Source organism: Pseudomonas sp. Irchel s3f19 (assembly GCF_900187555.1).
Taxonomy (GTDB): domain Bacteria; phylum Pseudomonadota; class Gammaproteobacteria; order Pseudomonadales; family Pseudomonadaceae; genus Aquipseudomonas; species Aquipseudomonas capeferrum.
Window position 1 is genome coordinate 817,958 of the sequence record NZ_FYDW01000002.1, and the last position, 22,889, is coordinate 840,846.

A 22,889-nucleotide genomic window follows, 5' to 3' on the forward strand; every position below is an offset into this window, starting at 1 on the left:
AGCCTAGCGGTACAAATCCTCACGGGTCCATGGCAGGTCATGGCGGCCATCGGCATAAGGTTTCACGGCCAATATCTGGTGCAGGTTGATCCAGCCCTTCTCGAAGGCGTAGGCACAACCGGCCAGGTACAACCGCCAGATGCGCAGTGTCTTTTCCGGCACCATGGCCGCCGCACGATGCAGCTGGTTTTCCAGGTTCTCGCTCCAGTGGTGCAAGGTCTTGGCGTAATGCAGGCGCAGGCTTTCTACATCGACGACCTCAAGCCCCGCCTCACAAATGCTGGCGCTGATCATCGACAGATGCGGCAGCTCGCCGTGGGGGAAGACATAACGGTCGATGAACTCCCCCGCCCCCCGCCCTACCGGTCGCCCATCCACATGCTTGGCGGTGATGCCGTGGTTCATGACCAGGCCACCTTCACGCACCGCACCGAACAGCTTCTGGCAATACAAAGGCAGGTTGGCATGCCCGACATGTTCGAACATGCCGACACTGACCACCTTGTCGAAACGGCCATCCTGGGGCAGGTCTCGGTAGTCGAGAATCTGAAGGTCGACCTGCCCGGCCAGCCCCTCTTCCTTCACCCGCTCACGGGCCAGCTTGAGCTGCTCCTTGCTCAAGGTAATACCGAATACCTTGGCCCCATACTCACGTGCGGCAAAGCGTGACAGGCCGCCCCAGCCACAGCCCACATCCAGCAGGTAGTCACCCGCCTGCAGGCGCAGCTTGCGGCACAGGTGGTCGAACTTGTCCTGTTGGGCCTGGGCCAGCGTGTTGTCCGGCTCACGGAAGTAACCACAGGAGTAGGCCATGTCCGGGTCCAACCACAACTGGTAGAACGCATTAGACAGGTCGTAGTGATAGGAAATGGCTTCGGCGTCGGTGTCCTTGTCATGGGCAATACGCTGTGGCGTCGTGTCGTCATCGTCACTCAGCAGGGCCTCGCTGAGTACGTCGCACACGCGAATAACCTCGCCGATATCGCCCTCGAGCTCCAGCTTGCCTTCAACGAAGGCCTCACCCAGCTCGTTAAGGCTTGGGTGGGTGAACTGGCTGATCAGCTGAGGCTCCTTGATCAGGATCGTCACTTGCGGGCTCGGCCCAAGATCGAACTCGTTGCCGTCCCACAACTTCAGACGCAAAGGTAAATGCAGGCTCTGCAACGCAGGTGGAAGTTGCGCAAGCATCAATGACCCTCCCTTCAGGTAACGGGGCGCCACGCCTCATAAATTCGGACGCCACGGAATCAGGGTAGTTCATAGCTGCAGATTTTGGGCTAAACGCGACGATGGTCTAGAACCAACCGACATGAAAAACACGCAGATTGTATACAATTCTAAGCACACAGACTAACCTTGTGCCCCTCTCGCGCTTCTTCATCCTGGAGTGGAACCCATGAAATCCTATGACGTGGTGATCATCGGCGGTGGCCCTGGCGGCTATAACGCGGCAATCCGTGCAGGCCAGCTGGGCCTGAGTGTTGCCTGTGTAGAAGGCCGCTCGACCCTGGGCGGCACCTGCCTCAATGTTGGCTGCATGCCATCCAAGGCGCTGCTGCATGCATCCGAGCTGTACGAGGCCGCCAGCGGCGATGAATTTGCCCACCTCGGCATCGAAGTGAAGCCGACCTTGAACCTCGCCCAGATGATGAAACAGAAGGACGAGAGCGTGACCGGCCTGACCAAGGGCATCGAGTACCTGTTCCGTAAGAACAAGGTTGACTGGGTCAAGGGCTGGGGCAGGCTGGATGGCGTTGGCAAGGTCGTGGTCAAGGCCGAAGACGGCAGCGAAACCACGCTGCAGGCCAAGGACATTGTCATTGCCACCGGCTCAGAACCCACACCCCTGCCAGGCGTGACCATCGACAACCAACGCATCATCGACTCGACCGGTGCACTGTCCCTGCCCCAGGTTCCCAAGCACCTGATCGTCATCGGCGCCGGCGTGATCGGCCTGGAGCTGGGTTCGGTCTGGCGCCGCCTGGGCAGCCAGGTCACCGTCATCGAATACCTCGACCGCATCTGCCCGGGCACCGATGAAGAAACCGCCAAGACCCTGCAAAAGGCCCTGGCCAAGCAAGGCATGAGCTTCAAGCTCGGCAGCAAGGTGACACAAGCCACGCCGTCGGCCGATGGCGTCAGCCTGACCCTGGAGCCCGCCGCCGGTGGCGAAGCACAAACCCTGCAAGCCGACTATGTGCTGGTGGCCATCGGCCGCCGCCCGTACACCCAGGGCCTGAACCTGGAAAGCGTGGGCCTTTCGACCGACAAGCGCGGCATGCTGAGCAATGACCACCACCGCAGTGCGGTGCCCGGCATCTGGGTGGTCGGCGATGTCACCTCTGGCCCAATGCTCGCGCACAAGGCCGAAGATGAAGCGGTATCGTGCATCGAGCGCATCGCCGGCAAGGCCCATGAGGTCAACTACAACCTCATCCCCGGCGTCATCTATACCCGCCCGGAACTGGCCAGTGTGGGCAAGACCGAAGAACAGCTCAAGGCCGAAGGGCGCGCCTACAAGGTCGGCAAGTTCCCCTTCAGCGCCAACAGCCGCGCCAAGATCAACCACGAGACCGAAGGCTTCGCCAAGGTCATTGCCGATGCCAACACCGATGAAGTACTGGGCGTGCACCTGGTGGGCCCGAGCGTTAGCGAAATGATCGGCGAGTTCTGCGTAGCCATGGAGTTTTCGGCTTCGGCAGAAGACATCGCCCTCACCTGCCACCCACACCCGACCCGCTCCGAGGCCTTGCGCCAGGCGGCGATGAATGTGGACGGGATGGCAATGCAGATCTGACAGATCGCGCTCAGGCAATGCGACCCCGGCATTGCCTGGCACTCTTCGCTATCCACATTTGCCCACCCAAAAGGAATCTATTTCTTAAATGGAATGATATTCCGATATCCGTGTGATAGGTTTGTGCTGCAACGCTGGCGCGGCATACCCACGGAGAACTCAATGTCCCAATTGTTGATACCCAGCCCTACAGGCAATACCCGAATCTTTGCGGTCGTAGGTGACCCGGTAAAGCAAGTGAAGGCCCCGCAGCTGCTCAACAAGGTATTCGCTGAGCAAGCTGTGGACGCGGTGATGATTGCAGTGCATGCCCGGCCTGAACAGCTCGCGACGGTAATACGCGGCCTACAAGCGATGGAAAATTTCTCGGGCATGCTGATCACCATTCCTCACAAGTTTGCCGCTCGCGAATTTGCCGATGAGGTCAGCCTTGCCGTCCAGGTCTCCGGCAGCACCAACGCATTGCGGCGCAACGAACAAGGCGTATGGGAAGCTGACAACTTCGACGGGACAGGGTTTGTCCTGGGCCTGCAGCGCAAGGGGTACGCGCTGGCCGGCAAGCGTGTCGTACTGGCCGGAGGTGGGGGTGCGGGAAGTTCGATTGCTGTCGCATTACTGCAAGCAGGAATCGGCCAGTTATCTCTGCAAGAACCGGATACCGTCAAAGCCGATGCACTGCTCTCCAGGCTGGACCAACATTGGCCGGGGCGATGTGAGGTCGCTCAGCGCCAGCACCTCGGGCTAGCCGATATCGTTATCAACGCAACGCCGTTAGGGCTCTCGGATGAAGACCCGCTTCCTGTTGATCTGGCTGCCCTGGCCCCCAGAACGCTGGTGGCAGACATCATCATGCAACCCGTTGAGACTCGCCTGCTAAGCGAGGCGCAAGCGCTGGGGCACCCTGTGCATCCAGGCAGCTACATGCTGAGTGAGCAATTGGGCTGCTACAGGAAGTTTTTCAGCATCTGAGGCCTTAACAGCGTGCACATAACCCCTGATTGGCGGCCCCTGTACGCTGGCGTCAATATAGGCATCCCTTTCTTTTGCAACGCGTCATGGGTAGCCTTCAATGCATTTTCTACGGGAGCTCATCTCTCACACATCAAGGAACAACTATGAGCAATGCGCTGGAACGCGGCCTGCACGCTATTGAGCTATTGGCCGGGAAACGCACCGGGCTGCCTCTTCAGCAAGTTGCCGAAGCCTTGGACATTCCGCCGAGCGCCACTCACCGCATGCTTAATTGCTTGGTTGAACAAGGTTTTGTGCGCCAAGACCCTCAGCACGGTAATTATGTTCTCGCCCTCAAGGTGGTATCGCTTGCACTGAAGCACCTGTCCCAGAGCGACATCGTCGACCTCGCCAAACCGATCCTTGAACGCCTTGCCCGTGTGTCTGGCGAACTGGTGCGTTTGAGCATTGTCGATGGCGACAACCTGGTGTGGATCTCCAAGGCGCAAGGCACGCGCTCCGGGCTTCGCTACGACCCTGATGCCGGTGCCGAAGCCAAACTCTGCTGTACAGCGTCGGGGCTTGCGTGGTTGAGCTGTCTGAGTGACGAACGCGCGCTGGAGCTGGTTTACCGTCAAGGCCTGGCCAAAGCCGGTGAATATGGGCCCAACGCGGCGACCACGATCGACCAGCTGCTTAAACACCTGCAGCTCGCACGTGATCAAGGCTATGCGTCAGTTGACGAGAGTTTTGAAATTGGCGCGGCGGCAATGGCTATCGCAATCCTCGATTCACAGCGACACGTCATCGGCGTGATCAGCATAGCCGGCCCAAGCGTTCGCTTGACCCAAGAGCGTATGCAGGCTCTCAAAGCGGCATTGTTCGAGGCCGCCGAAGAAATCACCGCAATCAGTCTGGACAGTCTTCCCAAGCTGTCGATGATGACCTCCCGGATCACCGATCAGACCGGCTGATCGGACCACCGATCGAACGCGGCCTGTCGTCCGACGTGGCCGCCTCCTCTCCTCAAGCCCTGCTGTCGAATGCGTCAAGCCAAGCGCGCTGACTCCTGCCGATCAAAATCATAAATGGAATGCTTTTTACTTTTGGAATGGCCTTCCATTTATGATAGTGTCATCACCGCCCACTGAGAAAGCCTGGTGTTCTGCAAAAGATGCCGCTGCCAGAAAGGCGTTCTGATAAAAACAAAAACAGGAGTCATCTATGTCGAGTTCTCCCAACCTTGATGTCAGCACCTTCATGGACGCTAGAAAAATGAGCGCCAGGCAATGGCTGGTGCTGTTTCTGGGCTTCATGGTGCTTGTCTTTGATGGGTTCGATACGACCTCGATCGGTTTCATAGCACCCGCGCTGGTCGACGACTGGGGCTTGCAGCGACATGACCTTGGGCCCGTGATGATGAGCGGCCTGCTCGGGCTGGCCTTCGGCTCATTGACTGCCGGATCGTTGGCAGATCGTTTTGGCCGCAGGCCTGTCATCATCGGTTCAGTGCTGCTGTTCGGCCTGTGGAGCCTAGCTTCGGCCTGGGCTACCGGGGTCGTCAGCCTGACAGTGCTGCGGTTTCTGACCGGGGTCGGTCTGGGTGCATCAATGCCGAATACCGCGACACTGATTTCCGAATTTGCACCCAAGCGTTACCGCTCTCATATGGTCTCTTTCATCTACTGCGGTTTCGCCTTTGGCGCGGCCCTGGGTGGCCTGGGCAGTGAGTGGCTGATCGCCCATTTTGGCTGGCGATCGGTATTGGTGGTCGGCGGTGTGCTGCCCATTGCCTTTGCGCTCCTGCTGCTTTTCAGCCTGCCGGAGTCCATCCGCTTTTTGGCCCAGAACAGCACGTTGAAGGAACGACTGATCAAGGAGATCAACAAAGTTGCCCCTGGCTTGGCCAACGCCCGTACCCGATTTCATATCAGCGAAGCGTCGATCAAACAGGCTGGCAAGGTCAGCGCGTTGTTCGCGTCCGGTTATAGCCTCGGTACCTGCATGATCTGGATCACGCTGTTCATGGGCTTGCTGACCATGTACTTGCTGTCGAGCTGGCTGCCGCTGCTGACCCGCGATGCCGGTCTTAGCATGGGCGATGCGGCACTGCTGGGCTCGTTGCTGCAAATTGGCGGCATGCTGGGCAACTTTACCGTCGGCATGAAGATGGACCGCTGGGATCACCATAAAGTGGTCGGCATTACGGTGTTCTGCGGTGGCGCCTGCGCGGTGCTAATCGCGCTGCAGCAGCCGACGATGCAGGTTCTCTGCCCGCTGATCCTATTGCTGGGCTACTTCCTCAATGGCGTCAACGTCGGTGGCTATGCGTTGGCAGCCGCTTTCTACCCAACCCAGATCCGTGCCACCGGGGTGTGCTGGGCAACCGGCATCGGTCGCCTGGGCGCTATCAGCGGCGCCGGGATCGGCGCACTCATGCTGGCTGCCCAATGGGATTTCAGCCAGGTCTTCTTGTTCCTCGCCATCCCTTCCTTGCTCGGGGTCACGGCGCTATGGGTCAAAGGCCGTCAGCACAGAACGTCGGCGATTCCCACCCCAGCCAACTGAATTCCAGCGCGCTTAACCCCCTCTCCGGAGACCTGCCATGCAAGCTAGCTATTCCATCGCCCAACTGACCGCTCTCGATTTCAGCCCGCCCGAAATCATCGAACTGGCTGCCCGCACCGGCTATGACCAGGCTGGCGTGCGGTTGTTACCCGTCGCGCCAGGGGCCGTCGCCTATCCACTGATGGATGACGCACGCATGCTGCGTGAAACGCTCGCACGGATGAACGACACCGGCGTGAAGGTCTTCGATCTGGAATTGATACGCCTCGATGCCCAATTCGATCTGCAACGCTACCTGCCGTTTTTCGAGGTTAGTGCGCAGCTAGGGGCCAAGGCGGTACTGGTAGCCGGCGACGATCCGGAGCAAGGCCGACTTGTAGAGCACTACGCTCGGCTATGCGACGCAATGCAACCCTTCGGCCTCTCAGCAGACCTCGAATTCATGCCGTGGACGGCCGTCAATGACCTGGCCAGTGCTCTGCATATTGTGGAACAGGCCGATCGAGCCAACGGCGGCATCCTGGTAGACGCCCTGCATTTTGATCGTTCAGACAGCCGCTTCGAGGATTTGCAGCGAATCCCAGCGCAGTGGCTGCACTACGCACAAATATGCGACGGCCCTGCGATGCGCCCCGACACCCATGAGGGACTGATCCAGGCGGCGCGCTGCGGGCGTTTGCTACCAGGGGAAGGTGACATCGATCTGGCCAGGATATGGCGCAGCCTGGCAGCCGCGGTTCCGGTCAGTGTCGAGATCCCGAATGACCGCAGGGTAGCGCAAGTGGGGGTAGAGGCTTGGGCCCGAGAGGCGTTGGCGGCAGCCAAGGCAATCATTGAGCCGCTGTAAATCATTGACGCTGACCAAGCCCACTACACCAGGAGACCTCTTGATGCTTACCGACACTTCCCTGCACACCACGGTGGACTGCGATGTCCTGATCATCGGCTCTGGTGCAGCCGGGCTTAGCGCAGCCGTGACCGCCGCGTGGCATGGTCAGCGGGTGATCGTGGTCGAGAAGGATGAGGTGTTCGGCGGTGCCACCGCCTGGTCGGGTGGCTGGATGTGGGTGCCGTGCAATCCGTTGGCTCAGCGCGCCGGGATCATTGAGGACCGCTCGCTGCCACGCACCTACCTTGAACATGAATTGGGTGACCACTTCGACCCGACCATGATCGATGCCTTTCTCGAAGCAGCGCCCAACATGGTCTCCTTTTTTGAGCGCCATACCGCTTTGCAATTCGCCGACGGTAACGCAATTGCTGATATCCACGGGGATACGCCAGGCGCCGGCACCGGCGGTCGGTCGGTGATCGCCGCCCCTTACAATGCCTACGCGGTAGGCAAACTGCTAAAGCGGCTGCGCAAGACGATGCGCGAAACCTCGTTCATGGGCATGCCGATCATGGCCGGCCGTGACCTGACTGCCTTCCTCACCCTGACACGCTCCTGGCGTTCGCTGCTGCACGTGACCCAACGCTTGGGCAAACACTTGATCGACCTTGCGCTCAAGGGGCGCGCCATGCACCTCGTCAACGGCGTCGCCTTGATCGCCCGCCTGGCCAAGTCAGCCGAAGACCTTGGCGTACAGCTCTGGGAGTCAGCGCCGGCCACTGAACTGATCCATGAACACGACCGGGTCGTCGGCGCCGTGGTCGAAACAGCAAAAGGCCGTATCGCCATTCGGGCACGCAAAGGTGTGGTGCTGGCTGCAGGTGGCTTTGCCAATGACATCGAACGACGCAAGGCACTGTTCCCGCGCACGCCAACGGGCCATGAACATCTGGCGTTACCGCCTCTGGGCGTCAATGGCGATGGTTTGCGCCTGGGCGAGAGCGTCGGCGGCCAGGTCGCTGAAGACCTGGCCAGTGCCGCCGCTTGGGCGCCCGTTTCTCGAGTACCTTACAAGGACGGTAGCGCCGGCCACTTCCCGCATATCATCGAACGCGGCAAGCCCGGCATCATCGGCGTCCTCGCCAACGGCCAACGGTTCGTCAACGAAGCCAATGGCTACTATGACTATGTTGCCGCCATGGTCGCGGCCGCACCCGGCACCGAGGTCGCGTCCTGGTTGATCTGCACCCGCGCGTTTCAGCGGCGTTATGGGCTGGGCGTTTCCCGGCCTTTCCCACTGCCCGTTGAGCCATTCATCCGCTCGGGTTACCTGAAGACTGGCCACTCCATCGAGGCGTTGGCCTTGGCGTGCGGGATCGACCCCGCGGGCCTGAGCCAGACTGTGACCGAGTACAACCGCCACGCCCGCAACGGTGAAGACCCCCAGTTCGGTCGCGGCACTACGCCCTACAACCGCAAGCAGGGTGATGCGCAGCACGCGCCAAATCCTTGCGTCGCGCCAATCGAGCAGGGCCCTTTCTATGCGGTGAAGGTCGAGGCAGGCTGCTTCGGCACCTTCGCAGGCCTCAAGACCAATGCCCATGCGCAAGTCCTCAACACTGACGGGCAGCCGATCGCAGGCCTTTATTCAGCGGGGTCCGACATGGCCAGCATCATGGGCGGGCACTACCCGGCCGGCGGAATCAACCTGGGGCCAGCCGCAACCTTCGGCTATATCGCCGGGCGCCACCTGGCTGGCGCCACAGCCTACGAATAACGCCCGGCCTACAGGCCTTGATCCTCGAGGGATCCCCCATGTCGTTTGCTTCCAAGCCCTTCGCCCTTACCACTCAGGAGAACGTACGATGAGCACCATCACCCCCCTTCCCCCACGCTGGGACCAGGAAGTCGACCTGTTGGTGTTCGGCGCAGGCACCGCAGGCATGACTACCGCGTTGATGGCCAAGCACCACGGGCTGGACGTGCTGCTGTGTGAAAAAACCGCTGCCGTGGGCGGCATCAGTGCGACCTCAGGCGGTACCACCTGGGTACCCGGCACCACCCAGAGCCAGCGCGCCGGAGTACCGGACAGCGTGGCAGATGCTGCAACCTTCCTTAAGGCGGTGGTCGGTGAGCGCGGTGGTGAAGCCTTACGCGAAGCCTTTCTGACCAGCGGGCCGCAGGCAATTGACGAGTTGGAGCGCATCAGCGAAGTCAAATTCGTGGCCGCCGCCGCCCACCCCGACTATGTCAGCGGCCCAGGAGCAGCGTTCGGTGGCCGCGCCCTGGCACCGCTCGCGTTCGACGCCCGGCTACTGGGGAAAGATTTCGCCCGCGTACGGCCTCCACGCCCAGAGTTCATGGGGCTGGGCGGCATGATGGTGCCCCGCGCCGACCTGGACGCGCTGCTGTCGCCCTTTGCCTCGTTGAAAAACCTGAGCCGTACCCTGAGCGTTGTCGGCCGCTATTGCATCGACCGCCTGAGCCACCCCCGTGGCACCAACCTGGTGATGGGTAACGCCTTGGTTGCCCGCCTGTTCTACAGCCTGCGCCAGCGCAACGTTACCATTCGTTTTGAAACGCCCTTGCACGACTTGATCCAGGAGAACGGCAAGGTGGTGGGCGCTGTGGTGCTGCACAATGGCCAGCCCCAGCGCATCCGCGCCCGCCGAGGCGTGGTGATGGCCACCGGCGGCGTGACCCGCCACCCGACATTGCGCAAGCAACTGTTCCCGGCCGCGGCCCAACCCCTTTCACTGGCGCCCTTGACCCATACCGGCGACGGCATCGATCGCGCGCTGAAGGCTAACGCCCAGCTCGACAACGGCCATGACAGCCCCGGTCTATGGATGCCCTGCTCGATCCGCACAAGCAAGGACGGCTACCAGGCCGTCTGGCCACACATCCTGCTAGACCGTGCCAAGCCAGGGCTGATCGCAGTCAACCGCCGGGGCCTGCGCTTCGTCAATGAGTCGGACTCCTACCACGACTTCGTCATGGGCATGCTCGCCGATGGCAGCCCCACCGCCCACCTGATCTGCGATGAAGCCTTCTTGCGCCGCTATGGCCTGGGCCTGGTGATGCCGCTGCGCACCGCCGCCAACATCGCCAGCTTCGTCAAGGCCGGCTATCTGGTCAAAGCCAGCACGCTGGCTGAGCTTGCCAGCAAGCTCAAGATCGATGCCGAGGGGCTCGCAACCACGGTCAACACCTACAACGCCTCCGCCGCACACGGTGAAGACCCGGCATTCAACCGTGGCAGCAGCCCCATGAACCGTCACAATGGCGACCCACAGCAAACACCCAACCCCTGCGTGCGCCCGCTGGGCGAGGGGCCTTACTATGCCGTCACCGTACAACCCGCCGACCTCGCCTGCAGCGCAGGCTTGAGCGGCAACGCCGACGGCCAGGTGCTGGACACCCAAGGCCAGGTGATCGAGGGGCTATACGCCTGCGGTAATGACCTGGCCTCGATCTTTCGCGGCACCTACCCTGGCCCAGGTACCACCCTGGGGCCTGCGATTGTGTTCGGCTGGCGGGTGGCCCGGCATGCGGCGGGGTTGGAGGGTGCCAAGAGGGGCATGCCCGGTGCGCTCCACAGCCGTGACGCTCACGGGTCGAGCGGGGTGCCCGGACAAGGCGTCAAAAGCAGCACACCCGGAGCATGGGGCAACGATTTCAATGAGTAAGGGTGCGACATGCTCATGACCTCAAATAGACCGAATATTGACTCTCTTGGATAGTTCTTGCGCCGACTCTTTGCGCTCGGAGTAGCGGTCTACCAAATAATTCTGGCGATCACGCAGCAGCAGCGTGAACTTGGTCAGTTCCTCCATCACGTCGACCAGTCGATCGTAGAAAGAAGACGGCTTCATGCGCCCGGCTTCATCGAACTCCAGGAAGGCTTTCGGCACCGACGACTGGTTCGGGATGGTAAACATACGCATCCAGCGGCCAAGCACGCGCAGTTGGTTCACCACGTTAAATGACTGCGAGCCTCCACACACCTGCATCACCGCGAGGGTCTTGCCCTGGGTTGGGCGAACGGCGCCCATGGCCAGCGGTACCCAATCGATCTGCGCCTTGAAGACAGCACTCATTGAGCCGTGACGCTCGGGCGAGCACCACACCTGGCCTTCGGACCATTGCATCAGCTCGCGGAGTTCCAGCACCTTCTCGTGGGAGTCCGGAGCGTCATCCGGCAGCGGCAGGCCGGAAGGGTCGAAGATACGGGTTTCGGCGCCGAACTCTTCCAGCAGGCGCGCAGCTTCCTCAACCATCAAGCGGCTGAATGAGCGTTCGCGGGTCGATCCGTACAGCAGCAGGATGCGCGGTTTGTGCGTGGAAGGATCCTTCGGCGCCAGCCGCTCCAGCGACGGCAAATCAATCAGTTCTGGTTGGACATTTGGCAGGTGGTCGTTCATTTCGGTCTCCATTGATCCAGGGCCTACAGGGCGCCAATACGGGCAAGTTCGCCTTTCAGTTCGTCCTGGCTCAGTTGCGAGAGAGGCAGCGCAATGAAGGCGCGCACGCGCTCATCGATCTTCGCAAGTGTGGTCTGGAAGGCTTCTTCGATTTCGGCCTCACTCCCGATGACCGCCGAAGGGTCGGCCAGACCCCAGTGGGCTTTGAGCGATGGACCGAAGAAGATCGGGCAGGCTTCGCCGGCAGCGCGGTCGCACACGGTGACAACGATGTCGGGAGGAGAGCTCTCGAAGGCATCCGAGGCCTTGCTTGCAAGACCAGCGGTGGGGATACCGGCGGCTTCCAAGGTTTTCAGTGCCCGCTCATTGACCTTGCCGCTTGGGAAGCTGCCCGAGCTCACAGCGTCCATACCCTCGGGGGCCAGGTGATTGAACAGCGCCTCGGACAGGATGCTGCGGCAGCTGTTGTGGGTGCACATGAACAGGACTTTCATCAGGTATCTCCGGTTCAAAAACTCAAGCGGATGGCCAATGCGGCCAAGGTGGCAAGCAGGATCGGCAGCGTCAGGACGATGCCGGTGCGCAAGTAGTAACCCCAGGTGATGACGATGTTCTTGCGGGCCAGCACGTGCAGCCACAGCAAGGTGGCCAGGCTGCCGATGGGGGTGATTTTCGGACCGAGGTCACAGCCGATGACGTTGGCGTAGATCATGGCCTCGCGCACGATGCCGGTGGCCTCAGCGGAATGGATCGACAAGGCCCCTACCAGCACAGTGGGCATGTTATTCATGACCGACGACAGGCCAGCGGCGAGCAGCCCCGTGCCGAGGGATGCGCCCCAGATCCCGTAGCCGGCGAAGACATTGAGGATCTGCGTCAGGTAGTCGGTGAGGCCGGCGTTACGCAGGCCATAAACCACGAGGTACATGCCAAGCGAGAACACCACGACCTGCCAAGGCGCGTCCTTGAGCACCTTGCGGGTAGAAATTACGTGCCCGCGGGCGGCGATCAGGTAGAGGATCAGCGCACAGGCAGCAGCGATGGCGCTGATCGGAACGCCCAGCGGCTCGATGGCGAAAAAGCTGACCAGCAACAGCGCAAGCACCCACCAGCCGGCAACGAACGTCGCCTTGTCGCGGATAGCGGCTTCGGGAGCCTTGAGTTGGTCGAGTTCATAGGTACGCGGCAGGTCCTTGCGGAAGAACCACAGCAGCATTCCCAGGGTGGCGGCGATGCTGACCAGGTTCACCGGCACCATGACCGAGGCGTAGTCGCTGAAGCCAATGCCAAAGTAGTCGGCGGAGACGATGTTCACCAGGTTGGAAACCACCAGCGGAAGGCTCGCGGTATCGGCGATGAAGCCCGCCGCCATGACGAATGCCAGCGTCGCCGCCGGGGAGAAGCGCAGGGCCAGCAGCATGGCGATGACGATCGGGGTCAGGATCAGTGCCGCACCGTCGTTAGCGAACAGCGCCGAGACGGCGGCGCCCAGCAGGATGATGAAGGCGAACAGCTTGCGGCTGCTGCCGTTGCCCCAGCGGGCCACGTGCAATGCCGCCCACTCGAAGAACCCCGCCTCATCCAGCAGCAGGCTGATGATGATGACGGCGATAAAAGTTGCGGTGGCGTTCCACACGATCTGCCAGACCACTGGAATATCGGACAGGCTCACGACGCCAGCCAGCAGCGCCACGACAGCTCCTAGAGCTGCACTCCAGCCCACGCCTAAGCCCTTGGGCTGCCAGATGACGAGAACGATCGTCACCAGAAAAATCAGAAATGCGATCAGCATGACTACAACTCAATCAGCGAAGGGAAGTATCAAGCACAAGCAACAGGGCTCTGCGGCCGCTCGCCCATTTCGGCAAGGCGCAACGCATCGGGGCTCAACCACTTCTGGTTCGCATCGACCACTCCCTTCAGCATCGCGTCCACCCACTGCGGCAGTTCGGGGTGCAGTCGGTAGTACACCCATTGACCCTTGCGGCGATCCATCAGGAGTCCAGCCTCGCGCAACTGGGCCAAATGCCGGGAGATCTTCGGCTGGCTCAGCTCCAGCGCGTTGGTAAGTTCGCAGACACAGAGTTCGCCTTCGCGGGCGATCAGCAGGGTCATCCGGGCCCGAGTGTCATCAGCCAGGCATTTGAAAACGACGGGGGGAGTCAGTGTTTCCCGCATGTGACCTCCTGGGGAATGCGTGTACGACTAATATCTGGAGATCCGAATATATGCCTATTCGAATATGTGTTAAACCAGATATTCACAATCGCCGCGCCTTACGGGACGTCATAAAACAGGAAATAGCCCGCGCTCTGGGCCCTAAGGAAGTGGTCGGACTCGTCTGATTCGCTCACGGGTTGTCGGACCGGCCCAGCGAAAGTCAGGGATCGGTACCCTGCTGCTCAGAGCACTTGAGCGAATAGCGGAAGCTGACGGAGCCCAGAGATTCATGACCCTGAACGGCAAGGGGCATCAGAGAACGCCAGATCTAGGTAGGGAGGGGTGAAGCGGGGAGGAGGGTGAAGCGCCCGATGAAGGGAAGCGAGCGCTTCCCTCTACCGGCAACAGTTTCAATTGTTCGACAACAGTTCTAATGCAACGAAACCACCATCGCCATTAAACGCTGCGGCTTACTCGACTGTCACCGATTTCGCCAGGTTACGCGGCTGGTCAACGTCGGTACCCTTGAGCACGGCGACGTAGTACGACAGCAGCTGCAGCGGAATGGTGTACAGGATCGGCGCCAGGGCGTCCGCGATGTGCGGCACCTTGATCACGTGGGTGCCTTCACCGTTGGTCATGCCAGCGTGCTCGTCGGCGAACACCACCAGCTCACCGCCACGGGCACGTACTTCCTGCAGGTTGGACTTGAGCTTCTCCAGCAGTTCGTTGTTCGGCGCCACGGTGACCACCGGCATGTCGTTATCCACAAGCGCCAGCGGGCCGTGCTTCAGCTCGCCCGCCGGGTAGGCTTCGGCGTGGATGTAGGAGATCTCCTTGAGCTTGAGGGCACCTTCCATCGCCACCGGGTACTGGGCGCCACGGCCCAGGAACAGGGTGTGGTGCTTGTCGGCGAACAGTTCGGCGATCTTCTCGACAGTCGCGTCCATGGCCAATGCCTCGCCCAGGCGGGTCGGCAGGCGGCGCAACTCTTCAACCAGCTCGGCTTCCACACCGGCTTCGAGGGTACCGCGCACCTGGCCCAGGGCCAGGGTCAGCAGCATCAGCGAAACCAGCTGGGTGGTGAATGCCTTGGTCGAGGCAACACCGATCTCCGGGCCGGCCAGGGTCAGCAGGGTCAGGTCGGATTCGCGCACCAGCGAGCTGATGCCGACGTTGCAGATGGCCAGGCTGCCGAGGAAGCCCAGCTCCTTGGCATTGCGCAGGGCGGCCAGGGTGTCGGCGGTCTCACCGGATTGCGAGATCGAGACGAACAGGGTGTCTGGCTGGACCACGACCTTGCGGTAGCGGAACTCGCTGGCCACTTCGACCTGGCAAGGGATGCCGGCCAGGCTTTCGAGCCAGTAACGGGCAACCATGCCGGCGTGGTAGCTGGTACCGCAAGCGACGATCTGCACATTGCGAACCTTGGCAAACAGTTCGGCGGCATTCGGGCCGAAGGCCTGGACCAGCACATTGTCCTTGCCCAGGCGGCCTTCCAGCGTGCGCTGGACCACGCTTGGCTGCTCGTGGATTTCCTTGAGCATGAAGTGACGGTAGGTACCTTTGTCGGCCGCCTCAGCGCCTTCGTGGTACTGCACGGTTTCACGCTGGACCTTGGTGCCGGCCTGGTCCCAGATGCTGACTTGGTCACGGCGGATCTCGGCGATGTCGCCTTCTTCCAGGTACATGAAACGGTCGGTGACCTGGCGCAGGGCCAACTGGTCCGAAGCCAGGAAGTTCTCACCAAGGCCGAGGCCGATCACCAGCGGGCTACCGCTGCGAGCGGCTACCAGGCGGTCTGGCTGTTTGGCACTGATCACGGCCAGGCCATAGGCACCGTGCAGGCGCTTCACAGCGGCCTTCAGCGCATCGGTCAGGTCCGGGACAGTCTTGAGCGTGTGGTGGATCAGGTGAACGATGACTTCGGTATCGGTCTGCGAAGTGAATACGTAGCCGAGCTCTTTCAGCTCTTCACGCAGCTCCTCGTGGTTTTCGATGATGCCGTTGTGCACGACCGCCACTTCACTGGCCGAAAAGTGTGGGTGGGCGTTGCCTTCGGTGGGCGCACCATGGGTGGCCCAACGGGTGTGGGCGATGCCCAGCTGGCCGGCGAGAGGGTCGGCGGCGACGGCGGCTTCCAGCTCGCTGACTTTACCGATACGGCGGCGACGCTCCAGCTCACCTTGCTGGCTGAAGACAGCCAGGCCGGCACTGTCGTACCCGCGGTATTCGAGGCGCTTGAGGCCTTCGATCAGAATGGCGGTAATATTACGCTCGGCTACGGCACCAACGATTCCACACATGGTTATTGCTCCTGGCTGATCGCGGCGCAAATCAGGTTGATGCCGCGGGCTTGAATGTGTTCGCGTGCCGCTGCGGGCAGGCGTTCGTCTGTAATAAGGGTATTCACGCTGCCCCAGGGCAGCTCGAGGTTAGGGATCTTGCGCCCCACCTTGTCGGACTCGACCATCACGATCACTTCCCGGGCCACCTCGGCCATGACTCGGCTCAGACCAAGCAGCTCGTTGAAGGTGGTGGTACCCCGGTTGAGGTCGATGCCATCGGCACCGATGAACAGCTGGTCGAAATCGTAGGAACGCAACACCTGCTCGGCCACCTGCCCCTGGAACGACTCGGAGTGCGGGTCCCAGGTGCCGCCGGTCATCAGCAACACCGGCTCATGCTCCAGGTCGCTGATGGCGCGGGCCACGTTCAATGAGTTGGTCATTACCACCAGGCCCGGTTGGCGGCCCAATTCAGGGATCATCGCAGCAGTGGTGCTGCCGCTGTCGATGATGATCCGCGCATGTTCGCGGATACGCCCTACAGCAGCGCGGGCAATGGCCTTCTTGTAGGCGGACACGGGCTGGGTAGGTTCGCCGAGCAACTCTTGCGGCACCGGCACCGCACCGCCGTAGCGTCGCAATAGCAGGCCATTGGTTTCCAGGGCTGCAAGGTCCTTGCGAATGGTGACTTCTGACGTTTCGAAGCGCTTGGCCAACGCGTCCACACTCACCTCGCCCTGCTCGCTGAGCATGGCCAGGATGTTGTGCCGGCGTTGGGGGGTGTTACGTTTCGACATGAGCGCTTAAGTTTCGATTCGAAAGATAATGGTTGCAATCAAAACCTAAGACGCTCGTTTCGTCAAGCGCCATGAACTGTGGATAAGTCTGTTGCCGTCCGCTGACGCTACTCTCCAGGTGCGCGTATCCCTGTAGGAGCGGCCTCGCATCGCGAAAGGAGGGCAAAGCCCTCCCAGCTTTCCAACAGCCCAAAAAAAACCGACCCATTCACACAGGTCGGCTTTCGATCGAAACAACTGTGTATAACTCAGCTCTTCTTGATCTTCTCCGGCCGCTTCCAGCCGTCGATGTTGCGCTGGCGCGCACGGCCCACAGCAAGCTGCCCTGCTTCAACAGTCTGGGTGATGGTCGAGCCTGCCGCAGTAGTAGCACCAGCCTGGATATCCACAGGCGCCACCAACGAGTTGTTCGAGCCGATGAACACGTCTTCGCCCATCACCGTCTTGAACTTGTTGGCGCCATCGTAGTTGCAGGTGATGGTGCCAGCGCCGATGTTGGTGCGCGCACCGATTTCGGCATCGCCCAGGTAGCTCAGGTGGCCGGCCTTGGCGCCCTCACCCAGGTGAGCATTTTTCAGTTCGACAAAGTTACCCACATGGGCCTTGGCATCCAGCACGGTGCCCGGGCGCAGGCGCGCGAACGGGCCAGCATCGCTACCCTCGCCCATCACCGCACCTTCGATGTGGCTGTTGGCCTTGACCACCGCACCCTTGCGCAGGGTGCTGTTCTTGATCACGCAGTTGGGGCCGATTTCTACATCGTCCTCGATCACTACCTGGCCTTCGAGGATCACGTTGATGTCGATCAGCACATCACGGCCTACGGTCACTTCACCGCGCACATCGAACCGCGCCGGGTCGCGCAGGGTGACACCCTGCGCCATCAGGCGGCGGCCTGCGCGCAACTGATAGTGGCGCTCCAGCTCGGACAGCTGGCGACGATCGTTGGCGCCCTGCACTTCCATCGGGTCATGGGGCTGCTCGGTCGCCACCACCAGGCCGTCGGACACCGCCATGGCGATGACATCGGTCAGGTAGTACTCGCCCTGGGCATTGTTGTTCGACAAACGGCTCATCCAGTCCGCCAGGCGCGCGGCAGGCAGGGCCAGAATACCGGTGTTGCCTTCCTTGATCGCTTTCTGCGCGTCGTTGGCATCCTTGTGCTCAACGATCGCCGTTACCTTGCCCTGCTCGTCACGCACGATACGGCCATAGCCGGTCGGGTCTTCGAGGGTGACCGTGAGCAGCCCCAGTTGCTGGTCGTTGGCCTTGGCCAACAGACGCTGCAAGGTCTCCACTTCGATCAACGGCACATCGCCGTACAGCACCAGCACGGTATCTGCGGTCAACGCCGGCAGCGCCTGAGCCACGGCATGGCCTGTACCCAGCTGCTTGTCCTGCATGACGAAGTTCAGGTCGTCAGCTGCCAGGCGCTCTCGTACCTGCTCGGCACCGTGGCCAATGACCACGTGGATGCCTTGCGGCTGAAGCTGGCGCGCGCTGTGGATAACATGGCCGAGCATGGAGTTGCCGGCAACCGGGTGCAGTACCTTGGGCAGCGCCGAGCGCATGCGGGTACCTTGGCCGGCGGCGAGAATAACGATATCGAGTGACATTACTGGCTACCAATCCTGGGCGGTCAGTGAAATGACCGGGGGGGGAAATCAAAAAAAGAAAAAGGGTAGCCGAGGCTACCCTTTTACTCAATCGCAACAGAAGTCATCAGCCGTGGCCGATTACTTGCCTTTGCGCATTTGCTGGACGGTACGCAGCTGAGCTGCGGCCTCGGCCAGACGTGCGGCGGCGGCGCCGTAGTCGAAGTCCGCGCCTTTCGTATTCAGAGCGTTCTCGGCAGCCTTGAGGGCTTCCTGAGCCTGCGCTTCATCCAGGTCTGCAGCACGTTGCACGGTATCGGCAAGCACCTTGACCATGTTCGGCTGAACCTCGAGGAAACCACCAGAGATGTAGAACACCTCTTGTGCGCCACCCTGCTTGGTCAGCGTGATCGGACCTGGCTTCAGATTGGTGATCAGCGGCGCGTGGCCTGGAGCGATACCAAGATCACCCAGGTTACCGTGCGCAACCACCATCTCGACCAGACCGGAGAAAATTTCTCCTTCCGCGCTGACGATATCGCAATGGACTGTCATAGCCATCTGCTTGCCTCAACCTGATAGCGCCCCTTGCGGGGCGCAGGAATTACAGTTTCTTGGCTTTCTCGATCGCTTCGTCGATGCTGCCGACCATGTAGAACGCTTGTTCTGGCAGGTGGTCGTAGTCACCTTTGAGGATGCCGCTGAAGCCAGCGATGGTGTCTTTCAGGGAAACGTACTTGCCTGGCGAACCGGTGAAGACTTCGGCCACGAAGAACGGCTGCGACAGGAAGCGCTGGATCTTACGAGCGCGGGCTACCAGTTGCTTGTCGGTCTCGGACAGTTCGTCCATACCCAGGATCGCGATGATGTCCTTCAGCTCTTTGTAGCGCTGCAGAACATACTGAACGCCACGAGCGGTGTCGTAGTGCTCGTTGCCGATCACGTTCGGGTCCAGCTGGCGCGAAGTCGAGTCCAGTGGATCGACCGCTGGGTAGATACCCAGGGAGGCGATGTCACGGGACAGAACGACGGTGGCGTCCAAGTGGGCGAAGGTGGTCGCTGGCGACGGGTCGGTCAAGTCGTCCGCAGGTACGTATACGGCCTGGACGGAGGTGATCGAACCTTCCTTGGTGGAGGTGATGCGCTCTTGCAGAACGCCCATCTCTTCAGCCAGGGTCGGCTGGTAACCTACTGCCGAAGGCATACGGCCCAGCAGTGCGGATACTTCGGTACCGGCCAGGGTGTAACGATAGATGTTGTCGACGAACAGCAGAACGTCGTTACCTTCGTCACGGAACTTCTCAGCCATGGTCAGGCCGGTCAGCGCTACGCGCAGACGGTTTCCTGGTGGCTCGTTCATCTGACCGTAGACCAGCGCTACTTTGTCGAGAACGTTGGAGTCCTTCATCTCGTGGTAGAAGTCGTTACCCTCACGAGTACGCTCACCCACACCAGCGAACACGGAGTAACCGCTGTGTTCCATGGCGATGTTACGGATCAGTTCCATCATGTTTACGGTCTTGCCGACACCGGCACCACCGAACAGACCAACCTTACCACCCTTGGCGAACGGGCAAACCAGGTCGATAACCTTGATGCCGGTTTCCAGCAGGTCGTTGCCGCCTGCCTGGTCAGCGAACGAAGGCGCTGGCTGGTGGATACCGCGACGCTCTTCTTCACCGATCGGGCCGGCTTCGTCGATCGGGTTGCCCAGTACGTCCATGATACGGCCGAGAGTGGCCTTACCAACAGGAACGGAAATGGCAGCACCGGTGTCGACGACATCCAGACCGCGCTTCAAGCCTTCGGTGGAGCCCATCGCAATGGTACGAACCACGCCGTCGCCCAGCTGCTGCTGAACTTCGAGGGTGGTTTCCGCGCCTTGTACTTTCAGCGCGTTGTATACACTCGGCACGACGTCACGTGGGAATTCCACGTCGATGACGGCGCCGATGATTTGAACGATACGTCCGCTACTCATAGCTGGATCCTCTGAATATGTGAACCGTTAAACCGCGGCAGCGCCGCCGACGATTTCCGAGATCTCCTGGGTGATCGCAGCCTGACGCGCCTTGTTGTAGATCAATTGCAGCTCTTTGATCAAATCACCGGCGTTATCTGTGGCGTTTTTCATGGCGATCATCCGGGCCGCTTGTTCAGCAGCGTTGTTCTCGACCACCGCCTGGTATACCTGCGACTCCACGTAACGCACCATCAAGCCGTCCAGCAGCTCTTTTGCGTCGGGTTCGTACAGGTAGTCCCAGTGGTGCTTGAGTTCCTGATCCGGGGTTGCCACCAACGGTACCAATTGCTCGACCGTTGGCTTCTGGGTCATGGTGTTGATGAACTTGTTCGAAACCACCGAGAGGCGATCGATACGGCCGTCCATGTAGGCGTCCAGCATCACTTTGACGGAGCCGATCAGATCGTTGATCGATGGCTCTTCGCCCAAGTGGCTGATCGCTGCTACGACGTTGCCGCCAAAGATGCGGAAGAAAGTCGCACCCTTGCTGCCAATCACGCACAGGTCGATTTCCACGCCCTGTTCGCGGTTTGCGCTCATGTCCTTGACCAGGGCCTTGAACAGGTTGGTATTCAAGCCACCGCACAGACCACGGTCACTGCTCACCACGATATAACCGGCGCGCTTTACAGGGCGCTCGATCATGAACGGGTGGCGGTATTCCGGGTTGGCGTTGGCCAGATGACCGATCACCTGGCGGATACGCTCCGCGTAAGGACGGCTAGCAGCCATGCGCATTTGTGCCCTGCGCATCTTGCTGACCGCCACTTTCTCCATGGCGCTGGTAATTTTTTGCGTGCTTTTGATGCTCGCAATCTTACTGCGAATCTCTTTTGCGCCTGCCATGTATCACCTATCAGGTTAGCAAGCGGGGGCCAGGGCCCCCGCTGCGGCTTACCAGGTCTGGGTGGCCTTGAACTTCTCGATACCGGCTTTCAGGCCTGCGTCGATTTCGTCGTTGAAGTCACCCTTCACGTTGATCTTCGCCATCAGTTCAGCGTGATCACGGTTGAAGAAGGCGATCAGTGCTTGCTCGAAGCTGCCGATCTTGGAGACTTCTACGTCGGTCAGGAAGCCACGCTCAGCGGCGTACAGCGACAGGGCCATGTCCGCGATGGACATCGGCGCGTACTGCTTCTGCTTCATCAGCTCGGTAACGCGCTGACCATGCTCCAGCTGCTTGCGGGTCGCTTCGTCCAGATCGGACGCGAACTGGGCGAATGCAGCCAGTTCACGGTACTGAGCCAGCGCGGTACGAATACCACCGGACAGCTTCTTGATGATCTTGGTCTGAGCGGCACCACCTACGCGGGATACCGAAACACCGGCGTTCACTGCAGGGCGGATGCCCGAGTTGAACATGGCCGATTCCAGGAAGATCTGACCGTCGGTGATCGAGATCACGTTGGTCGGAACGAACGCGGAAACGTCGCCAGCCTGGGTTTCGATGATCGGCAGCGCGGTCAGGGAACCGGTTTTACCAGTCACAGCACCGTTGGTGAACTTCTCGACGTACTCTTCCGAAACGCGCGATGCACGCTCCAGCAGACGGGAGTGGAGATAGAACACGTCGCCTGGGTATGCTTCGCGTCCTGGTGGACGGCGCAGCAGCAGGGAGATCTGACGGTAGGCAACAGCCTGCTTGGACAGGTCATCGTAAACGATCAGTGCGTCTTCACCGCGGTCACGGAAGAACTCGCCCATGGTGCAACCGGCGTATGGCGCCAGGAATTGCAGTGCGGCGGATTCCGAAGCACTGGCAACAACCACGATGGTGTTGGCCAGGGCGCCGTTTTCTTCCAGCTTGCGAACGATGTTGGCGACGGTGGAACGCTTCTGGCCGACAGCAACATAAACACAGAAAATACCGGAGTCTTTCTGGTTGATGATGGCGTCGATGGCCATGGCGGTCTTGCCGATCTGACGGTCACCGATGATCAGCTCACGCTGGCCACGGCCGACAGGGATCATGGCGTCGACAGATTTGTAGCCAGTCTGTACAGGCTGGTCTACCGACTTACGCCAGATCACGCCTGGAGCAACTTTCTCGACCGCGTCGGTCTGGGTGTTGCCCAGAGGACCTTTGCCGTCGATCGGGTTGCCCAGTGCGTCGACGACGCGACCCAGCAGTTCCTTACCAACTGGAACTTCCAGGATGCGGCCGGTGCACTTGGCGCTCATGCCTTCGGCGAGGGTGTCGTAGGCACCCAGGATCACTGCACCTACGGAGTCTTGCTCCAGGTTCAGGGCCATGCCGTAGACGCCGCCAGGGAACTCGATCATTTCGCCGTACATGACGTCGGCCAGACCGTGGATCCGCACGATACCGTCGGAAACCGAAACGACGGTACCTTCGTTACGGGCTTGGGAGCTCACATCGAGGTTGTCGATGCGGCCCTTGATGATTTCACTAATTTCGGAAGGATTGAGTTGCTGCATTGCTCTGCTGCCCCT

At 60.7% G+C, this 22,889-nt stretch carries 20 protein-coding genes; 8 read left to right on the forward strand and 12 right to left on the reverse strand.

Features of this window, described 5'->3' with window-relative positions:
- Nucleotides 1-3 precede the first annotated feature (3 nt).
- Complete coding sequence (gene cfaB / locus CKW22_RS07625; RefSeq protein ID WP_095063950.1) at nt 4-1,188, reverse strand: C17 cyclopropane fatty acid synthase CfaB; 1,185 nt, start codon at nt 1,186-1,188, stop codon at nt 4-6.
- A 208-nt stretch (nt 1,189-1,396) separates the two neighbouring features.
- Between cfaB and lpdA the strand changes: the two genes are divergently transcribed.
- From lpdA to CKW22_RS07660, 7 genes are all read left to right on the forward strand, one after another.
- Nucleotides 1,397-2,797 (forward strand): dihydrolipoyl dehydrogenase, encoded by a 1,401-nt coding sequence (gene lpdA / locus CKW22_RS07630; RefSeq protein WP_033702421.1) that lies wholly within the window; start codon nt 1,397-1,399, stop codon nt 2,795-2,797.
- Nucleotides 2,798-2,959: 162 nt separating this feature from the next.
- The gene (locus tag CKW22_RS07635; RefSeq protein ID WP_156309985.1) at nt 2,960-3,766 is read left to right on the forward strand and encodes a shikimate dehydrogenase; all 807 of its coding nucleotides are present in this window, start codon (nt 2,960-2,962) and stop codon (nt 3,764-3,766) included.
- Between the two features lie 146 nt (nt 3,767-3,912).
- Complete coding sequence (locus CKW22_RS07640; RefSeq protein WP_033702422.1) at nt 3,913-4,722, forward strand: IclR family transcriptional regulator; 810 nt, start codon at nt 3,913-3,915, stop codon at nt 4,720-4,722.
- Nucleotides 4,723-4,972: 250 nt separating this feature from the next.
- The gene (locus tag CKW22_RS07645; protein ID WP_047582501.1) at nt 4,973-6,316 is read left to right on the forward strand and encodes an aromatic acid/H+ symport family MFS transporter; all 1,344 of its coding nucleotides are present in this window, start codon (nt 4,973-4,975) and stop codon (nt 6,314-6,316) included.
- A 37-nt stretch (nt 6,317-6,353) separates the two neighbouring features.
- Nucleotides 6,354-7,163, forward strand: a complete 810-nt coding sequence (locus tag CKW22_RS07650; protein WP_095063951.1) for a sugar phosphate isomerase/epimerase — start codon at nt 6,354-6,356, stop codon at nt 7,161-7,163.
- A gap of 43 nt (nt 7,164-7,206) precedes the next feature.
- Nucleotides 7,207-8,925: an FAD-dependent oxidoreductase gene (locus CKW22_RS07655; protein WP_095063952.1), complete on the forward strand. Its 1,719-nt coding sequence runs from the start codon at nt 7,207-7,209 to the stop codon at nt 8,923-8,925.
- A gap of 88 nt (nt 8,926-9,013) precedes the next feature.
- Entirely contained in the window at nt 9,014-10,837 is a 1,824-nt protein-coding gene (locus CKW22_RS07660; RefSeq protein WP_227696617.1) for an FAD-dependent oxidoreductase, read from the forward strand.
- 21 nt (nt 10,838-10,858) lie between these two features.
- Here the strand turns inward: CKW22_RS07660 and arsH are convergent, their stop codons facing one another.
- Genes arsH through CKW22_RS07680 form a run of 4 tightly spaced genes read right to left on the reverse strand, consistent with a single transcriptional unit; the run spans nt 10,859 to nt 13,750 of the window.
- Nucleotides 10,859-11,572 (reverse strand): arsenical resistance protein ArsH, encoded by a 714-nt coding sequence (gene arsH, locus CKW22_RS07665; RefSeq protein WP_095063953.1) that lies wholly within the window; start codon nt 11,570-11,572, stop codon nt 10,859-10,861.
- A gap of 23 nt (nt 11,573-11,595) precedes the next feature.
- Nucleotides 11,596-12,066, reverse strand: a complete 471-nt coding sequence (locus tag CKW22_RS07670; RefSeq protein ID WP_047582493.1) for an arsenate reductase ArsC — start codon at nt 12,064-12,066, stop codon at nt 11,596-11,598.
- A 14-nt stretch (nt 12,067-12,080) separates the two neighbouring features.
- Nucleotides 12,081-13,364, reverse strand: coding sequence for an arsenic transporter (locus CKW22_RS07675; protein WP_095063954.1), 1,284 nt, complete (start codon nt 13,362-13,364; stop codon nt 12,081-12,083).
- A gap of 29 nt (nt 13,365-13,393) precedes the next feature.
- Nucleotides 13,394-13,750, reverse strand: coding sequence for a metalloregulator ArsR/SmtB family transcription factor (locus CKW22_RS07680; protein ID WP_095063955.1), 357 nt, complete (start codon nt 13,748-13,750; stop codon nt 13,394-13,396).
- 166 nt (nt 13,751-13,916) lie between these two features.
- Between CKW22_RS07680 and CKW22_RS28105 the strand changes: the two genes are divergently transcribed.
- Nucleotides 13,917-14,078 carry a GNAT family N-acetyltransferase gene (locus CKW22_RS28105; protein WP_227697322.1) on the forward strand — a complete coding sequence of 54 codons (162 nt, stop codon included), beginning with the start codon at nt 13,917-13,919 and terminating at the stop codon, nt 14,076-14,078.
- Nucleotides 14,079-14,202: 124 nt separating this feature from the next.
- On the opposite strand, the gene glmS is transcribed toward CKW22_RS28105, so the two are convergent.
- The 7 genes from glmS to atpA all read right to left on the reverse strand — a co-directional run bounded on the left by glmS (nt 14,203) and on the right by atpA (nt 22,874).
- The gene (glmS, locus tag CKW22_RS07690; RefSeq protein ID WP_095063956.1) at nt 14,203-16,038 is read right to left on the reverse strand and encodes a glutamine--fructose-6-phosphate transaminase (isomerizing); all 1,836 of its coding nucleotides are present in this window, start codon (nt 16,036-16,038) and stop codon (nt 14,203-14,205) included.
- Nucleotides 16,039-16,040: 2 nt separating this feature from the next.
- Entirely contained in the window at nt 16,041-16,817 is a 777-nt protein-coding gene (locus tag CKW22_RS07695) for a DeoR/GlpR family DNA-binding transcription regulator (protein WP_033702431.1), read from the reverse strand.
- A 248-nt stretch (nt 16,818-17,065) separates the two neighbouring features.
- A complete protein-coding gene (gene glmU, locus CKW22_RS07700) occupies nt 17,066-18,433 on the reverse strand; it encodes a bifunctional UDP-N-acetylglucosamine diphosphorylase/glucosamine-1-phosphate N-acetyltransferase GlmU (RefSeq protein WP_047582490.1) in 1,368 nt (455 codons plus the stop codon).
- A gap of 120 nt (nt 18,434-18,553) precedes the next feature.
- A complete protein-coding gene (locus tag CKW22_RS07705; protein ID WP_033702433.1) occupies nt 18,554-18,973 on the reverse strand; it encodes a F0F1 ATP synthase subunit epsilon in 420 nt (139 codons plus the stop codon).
- A 43-nt stretch (nt 18,974-19,016) separates the two neighbouring features.
- A complete protein-coding gene (atpD, locus tag CKW22_RS07710; RefSeq protein WP_016489910.1) occupies nt 19,017-20,393 on the reverse strand; it encodes a F0F1 ATP synthase subunit beta in 1,377 nt (458 codons plus the stop codon).
- A 27-nt stretch (nt 20,394-20,420) separates the two neighbouring features.
- Nucleotides 20,421-21,281, reverse strand: a complete 861-nt coding sequence (gene atpG, locus CKW22_RS07715) for a F0F1 ATP synthase subunit gamma (protein ID WP_033702434.1) — start codon at nt 21,279-21,281, stop codon at nt 20,421-20,423.
- Between the two features lie 48 nt (nt 21,282-21,329).
- Nucleotides 21,330-22,874, reverse strand: a complete 1,545-nt coding sequence (atpA, locus tag CKW22_RS07720) for a F0F1 ATP synthase subunit alpha (protein WP_012274911.1) — start codon at nt 22,872-22,874, stop codon at nt 21,330-21,332.
- Nucleotides 22,875-22,889: the final 15 nt, after the last annotated feature.